This window comes from Bradyrhizobium sp. th-b2 (assembly GCF_000426785.1).
In the GTDB taxonomy this organism is placed as follows: domain Bacteria; phylum Pseudomonadota; class Alphaproteobacteria; order Rhizobiales; family Xanthobacteraceae; genus Bradyrhizobium; species Bradyrhizobium septentrionale.
Genome location: NZ_AUGA01000158.1, coordinates 1 through 5,944, shown reverse-complemented (window position 1 = coordinate 5,944; position 5,944 = coordinate 1). Strand labels below are relative to the sequence as shown.

General features: G+C 58.2%; 7 protein-coding genes and 1 pseudogene. All 8 read right to left on the bottom strand.

The features are described 5' to 3' along the window. The coding region (locus K359_RS60490; RefSeq protein ID WP_245284941.1) for a transposase at nucleotides 1–255 on the bottom strand (255 nt) is incomplete at its 3' end. 463 nt (nucleotides 256–718) lie between these two features. Next, the gene (locus tag K359_RS0146465; protein ID WP_029085094.1) at nucleotides 719–1,783 is read right to left on the bottom strand and encodes an EscU/YscU/HrcU family type III secretion system export apparatus switch protein; all 1,065 of its coding nucleotides are present in this window, start codon (nucleotides 1,781–1,783) and stop codon (nucleotides 719–721) included. 6 nt (nucleotides 1,784–1,789) lie between these two features. Further along, on the bottom strand, nucleotides 1,790–2,578 hold the full coding sequence (sctT, locus tag K359_RS0146460; RefSeq protein WP_035978424.1) for a type III secretion system export apparatus subunit SctT: 789 nt from the start codon (nucleotides 2,576–2,578) through the stop codon (nucleotides 1,790–1,792). 93 nt (nucleotides 2,579–2,671) lie between these two features. After that, nucleotides 2,672–2,932 carry a type III secretion system export apparatus subunit SctS gene (gene sctS / locus K359_RS0146455; protein ID WP_029085092.1) on the bottom strand — a complete coding sequence of 87 codons (261 nt, stop codon included), beginning with the start codon at nucleotides 2,930–2,932 and terminating at the stop codon, nucleotides 2,672–2,674. Next, nucleotides 2,929–3,591 carry a type III secretion system export apparatus subunit SctR gene (sctR, locus tag K359_RS0146450; RefSeq protein ID WP_029085091.1) on the bottom strand — a complete coding sequence of 221 codons (663 nt, stop codon included), beginning with the start codon at nucleotides 3,589–3,591 and terminating at the stop codon, nucleotides 2,929–2,931. Before sctR ends, sctS begins: the two co-directional genes overlap by 4 nt. After that, nucleotides 3,588–4,574 carry a type III secretion system cytoplasmic ring protein SctQ gene (sctQ, locus tag K359_RS0146445; RefSeq protein WP_029085090.1) on the bottom strand — a complete coding sequence of 329 codons (987 nt, stop codon included), beginning with the start codon at nucleotides 4,572–4,574 and terminating at the stop codon, nucleotides 3,588–3,590. Before sctQ ends, sctR begins: the two co-directional genes overlap by 4 nt. Further along, complete coding sequence (locus K359_RS0146440; protein ID WP_029085089.1) at nucleotides 4,571–5,227, bottom strand: hypothetical protein; 657 nt, start codon at nucleotides 5,225–5,227, stop codon at nucleotides 4,571–4,573. The genes sctQ and K359_RS0146440 overlap by 4 nt, the downstream gene beginning before the upstream one ends. Before the next feature lie 474 nt (nucleotides 5,228–5,701). After that, nucleotides 5,702–5,944 (bottom strand): annotated as a pseudogene (locus tag K359_RS0146435) (IS256 family transposase); the annotation flags it as partial.

Below are 5,944 nucleotides of genomic sequence, written 5' to 3'. Positions count from 1 at the left end.
TGTCTCGACAGCTTCCGTCGTTGGCGGCGTACTTGCCGCAACTATCGCAGGGACGAATGTCGGGCCGATCGAATCCTCTTCGGCCGGATCATGACAGGTCCAAGCCTTGCGCCAGCTCAGCAGAAGCTGACGTGATATCCCATACCGGCGAGCCGTCGCCGACACCAGTCGTGGCCCCGAGAAGCTCTCCTCTACGATTCTGAGCTTCTCCGCACGCGTCCAGCGTCGCCGCCGACCGGTCTCCACCAAATCCATGCGGCTCAGCACCGCACTGTCCTTATGTCCGTCCATAAGGACAGTCAGCTACAGATCGGAAAAACTCGCAAGACGGCCGCCCTCGGACGGATACGCAACAGCAACATATCGTGGATGTGAAGCGCGTGGCATTCTCCGGGACGCCTCTCGTTCGATCCGCCCATGCCTGCCCCGGCCTTAGAGTGCCCACATCCTAGGGGGTACGCCAATAGCGATCCGAAGGCGCATCTTGCAACTTGGCCAGAACTTCTCGCCAAACAACAAGGTTTCCTGGAGGCATGATCACGTATGCGGGCAAGCAGCCGTCGGGCATGTGGATCTGCAAAAAGGAGTGAATGTTGCCGAACATTCACGACAAATTACTCGGTTCTGATGAGGATGGCGTCGAAGGTGGCCCCAAGGGGAGGGCTATTTCATTCTCGCCATGGTGACTATTCCGAAGCTCGCAACTGACCTCACGAAATCAGAGCCGACCACCGCCAGTCTCGGTTGCAAGATCCCCGAGCGCTCGCAACACCTCTGCGATAGGTTCAATCAAGTGTGACGGGATATATTCATCGACCAAGCCATCCTCCAGGAGCGCACGCGCCAGCGGAACATTTCGCATCACCGGCACGCCGGCGGCGGTGGCGGCCGCGATCATTTGCTGTGCGACCAAATCGGTACCGATAGCGTCAATCACGGGTAGCGGAGTCTGTTGCCCATCGTAGTAAACTGCCACTGCAACATGCGTGGGATTAGAGACCAACACGGTCGCATTGCGCGCTAACGCAATAGGATTCTTGGCCATTAATTGCGAACGAAGTTGCTTGCGGCGCCTTTTGATCAGGGGATCGCCTTCGTTTTCCTTGTATTCTCGCTTCACTTCCTCCAGCGACATCATATTCTTCTTCTCGAACTGCCACCGCTGGAACGCGAAATCCGCCATTGCCACGACAAGATGGATCGCCCCCGCCCAGACCGCGACATAGAATAAGAGGTTGCCCGTCAACAAAGCCAGGCAGGATATTCCGCAGCTCGGGATCCATACAAGCGAACTTACTGCTGCGCGAATCACAAATAGAAGAACGAGACCGAGCAACAGCACCTTCACGACTGATCGGCTCAGCTCGAAGAGGCTCTGCCACGAGAATATCCTGCTGATGTTCTCACTTGGGTTCAGCCTCATGAGCGATGGCGCCGCTGCTGAGGGCGAGAAGAGCACTCCGGTCTGCAACACGTGGGCACCGGCACCGCCGATCAGGACGACGCCGAGAAACGGCATTGTCAGGCTCTGTATCTCACGGCCGTACGATCCGAAGAGTTGCAGCGCGACAACGACAAAGTTCTCATTTTTCAGATGCGCGATGGGTAACAGGATCGCTGCCTCAAGTCGGTCCACCAGGCGCGGCAAAGAGGTGACGAACAAGGCGAAGAACCCCATGGTCAGCACCGCCGAGACAACCTCCCGGCTTTGAGCGACCTGTCCTTTCTTGCGCAGCTGGCGCAGCCTCTGGTGGGTCGGCTTTTCGCTCTTACCAGCTGGCATGAATACTCACATGACGATGCGGCGAACAAATGCGACAGGTGATAGCCCGTGATCGCCGGCATGGGTCAAAACAGTCGCGAGCGACAAGATCAGCAGCAGCAAACCAACCACGCTTTTGACAGGCATAGCGAGATAGAAGACCTGCAATTGTGGCGCGAACCGACCAATCAGCGCCAGACCCAATTCGCTTAAGAACATGGCGAGAATGGCTGGACCGGCGAGGAGCAATGTCAACAGCATGACGAGGTCTGCGAGGCTCAGCACCGCCCCGACGAACGCTGGACCAATTGTTGGACGAAAGGTCCACACAGGCCAGATTTCATGCGAACGATAGAGTGCCTCCAGGAGCTTGGAGAAGCCTCCCGTGACGAATAGCCATGTGAGGTAAAGCTCACCCAGGAATGTCCCAAGCGGCGAGGTTTGATTGCCACTTGCCGGATCGAGCAGACTGGCCATCATTGCACCCCTTTGGTTGTCAATGAACGTGCCGCACGCCTCCACGCCCCACATGACGGCAGCAACCGGTAAGCCGAGTACAAGACCGAGCAGAAGTTCCTTCAGTCCGAGACTCAGGATCAGCGTCAGGCTGGCAAAGTCGAGGTCCTCAGGCCTTGTTGTCCAGGCTAGCCCTATTACAGGGAGCGACAATGCGATGATCACGCTGTTGCGTGCCATTCCTGTCATCAAGTTGCGCGCGAGGACTGGGACGACCAGCATCATGCCCGATATGCGCGCGACCGCGAGCAAAAGAACAACGAGGGCGGTACGCAACGCAGCCGGATCAAGTGACAACATGGAAGGATAACCAGGATGATGAAGAGCGGCCGCGGTCCTTCCTGCAGATGCCGCACGCGATGGACAATCGACGACCTGCTCGAGCTCTGACGCCTACACTGCGCCGATCATATCGAAGATTCGCGTGGTATACCGGCCAAGCTCCTCAAACCAGCTCGCGGTAGCGACCAGCACAAGATTTACGCTTATCAGCTTCACAGCGAAGGAAAGTGTCTGCTCTTGAATCTGGGTCATGGCCTGGATCAGACTGATGATCAGTCCCAATATCGTGGCGACAAGGACCGCCGGCAAGGACAGCACAACCGACAGTGTAAGCGCTTCAAGGGCGACGTTGACGAGCGTGGCGGAATTCAAGACGCCGGTCCTGCGTAGGACAAGACGAGGCCGTGGATGAGGCGCTGCCACCCGTTCACGGCAACGAACAAGAACAGCTTGAATGGCAGAGATATCGTCATGGGTGAAACCATCATCATGCCCATCGTCAGAAGAATGTTGGAGACAACGAGATCGATAACGATGAAGGGCAGGAACAGCAAGCATCCGACCTTGAATGCCTCTTCCAGTTCGGATGTGATGAAGGCCGGGATCAAGATCAAAAACGCGTTGTCGACGACGTCAGCCGAGTCGTCCTTGCTCCACAACTTGTGCGTGGCATTGACGAAAAAATGACGTGTTGCCGTGGTCGTGTTTTTCACGAGGAAGTCACGAACTGGTTCGGCGCCAAGGGCTATCGTGTCGACTAATTCTCCGAACGTTTGGTACGCGATTGGCCTGTCACGCAGAGCCTGATACGCGCTCTTCGCCACTGGCTGCATGATGTAGGCCGAAAGCAGGATAGCGATCGCATTTAGGGCCATGTTCGGTGGAACATTCTGAACGCCGAGTGCGTTGCGCAGCAGCCCAAAGACGACGACGAGCTTTACGTAGGACGTTACCGTAATTGCAACGAAGGGCAGGACCGCGATGGCTCCCATCAGGACAATAAGCGTCGCCGGGTCGGGCAACTTATTCATCGCTCAGCCCGCGGCAAGCGCAGATCCAGCAGCCGCACGCCGGTCCGCTCAGCAATGCGCACGAGCTCACCCGTCGCGATGACCTTGCCATTGACGCGCAGAGAAACGTTACTGGTTGCATCAAAGCCAAGATCGATAACCTGGCCCACAGCGAGTTCACGAAGCTGTCCGAGCGGCATGGTCAAACGTCCGACATCCACATCGACGGTCAGATTAAGGCTGTCGAGGCTTTCAGGCGGGAGGAACTCCGGTTTATCCATCGAACGATCCACTACTGATTGGATAAAGAGGCGGCAATCCCGGATCGAGGCACGAAACCAGGGACTGTTAGAGAGGTGCGCGACAACGCTCATTGCGCCATCATTGCCTACCGATTGGTTGTCGAGCAGGATGACGTCACCTTGCGCAAGTCGCTGTAGTTCCGCCAGGGCAAGGCTGATGGGAGCAATGCGCACATCCAGGAGAAGCGGAAGCTCATCGAGCGCTGCGGCTACGACCGGCAGGTCGGAGCAACAGTCGGCGACCCACTGCAGCCCCTCACCGTCGAGTTCCACCAAACCGACCAGGTCGCTGGAACGCTCCAGCCGAACGACCTTGAACGCGTAGGGACTCGGGGCCGCAACGTCGGAGCAGGACCAAGTCGGCCGCTGACCGCACCGTCGCTCCACTTCGATCGCCAGATCCTGGAGAACGATATCAAACAATATCTCACCCAGACCGTGGCCCGGAGGCAATGTGGTGATCTCCGGCCATCGTTCTACGGCAAGCTGCGGAAGGAGCATTGCCCCTAATACGAGACGGATTTTGTGGCCGTGCACACTCATTACTACGGTGTAACTTGGCACCGAGATGTGTCGAAGCGCTGAATCGGACATGACCGCCTGCACCTCGATGCCGGCGAGACTGAAAGCAAACGGAAGACGACTCGCAATTCGCGATATCGCGACAGCATCGCGTCCCTCATAGCGGGGAAGATCGATCATGAGCTCTTGTCGGCGCCGTAGCGGAATGTCGCCTCCGAACCGGAAGAGCGCCAATGAAAGTCCTCGTCCCAACAGCCTCGGCCAACGACCGCCACCATGATGCGCATACCGAGCCGATCAGACAAGTGGCGCGCAAATGCTTGGCCTCGCAATTGCAAGATGGACCTAAGGTGGTCGGAAATGATGGAGAGAGATAGCGTATCGCCGCGGCAGCTGACGGACACAGATGCGCTTCCAAACACGTCACGATTCAACGTGATGTACGCCGTCGCGCCCCCCGTGCGGTCCGGACACATCAAAACGCGCTCAACGATCGCCTCCGCCAGCTCAGCGAGCTCCGCGGAACGTGAAAGCCTTCCGTCCACTCCCGGATTCTGTGCAAAATCCCGCATGACGGATTCGAGCGAGACGACGGGCACGCACGAGGGCGCAACGCCTCCTATCCCAACCGGATCATGCCGATCGTTGCCGAGCTTCCTGCGACCGGAACCATCCGCAGGCGACTCGCGGTCATCCAGAGCGGCCTCTTCGAGCCGTCGCTGAAAGCGCTCGTAATCCCCACCAGACACAGGCTTCCGGGCCGCGGGCGCGCGCAGGGGCGAGCGGTCACGTGGCACGATTGCCGACATCGAAGCGCCGTCACGGACCTTCATCAAGGCAACTCCATCGCAGCTTCTCCAGACATCAAACGCGCCGCAGCGACGGGCACGCTGAAATGCCCCGCAGACAGCTCATTTCGCGTGTTGCATTACCGCGGCTCATCGCTCCAGTCACCAATCACGACCTTGCACCCGGGAGACAAGAGGAGGGCACGCGCCGCTCAGCACAAGACACTCCCGTCCGCCCCGTTGATCTGCTTAGAGCCGCTCGGAAGCAAGTACATTTTCGATATTGGTCCATCTGATCGCGCTATGGCGCAGCTCAATGATCGGGCCAGGCCCGATCCATATGGTTGTTGAACTGCCGCCTCCTCCATGAGCGAGGGCGGATTCTCAGGGACTTGGCACCGCTTAATGTTCCCGTCAGCTTCGTCAGCCGAAGCCGGGAGAAGCGCCTAGTCGATCCCGCAAGGCGTGCCGATCTGCGACGATGGAGCTATCGCCAAATTTTGGTGACGGCGCGGCCGGTCAGGCGGCGGCGGTTATGGGCTGACGGTCAGTCGGTTTGGCGATGACCTCGATCCCGTCGTTGAATGTCACACCGAGAACGAGTTTTGGCAACTGGTTGTGGCCATCGAGACGACGCCAGCTTTTCTGCGCGGCCTCAAGCAGTTTGAAGACCATCGCGAGCGCCGTTCTGTTGGACAGGCAGCCCTTCGATCGGATCGTGCGGTGGCGCACGGTAGCGAAGGTGCTTTCAATGGGATTGGT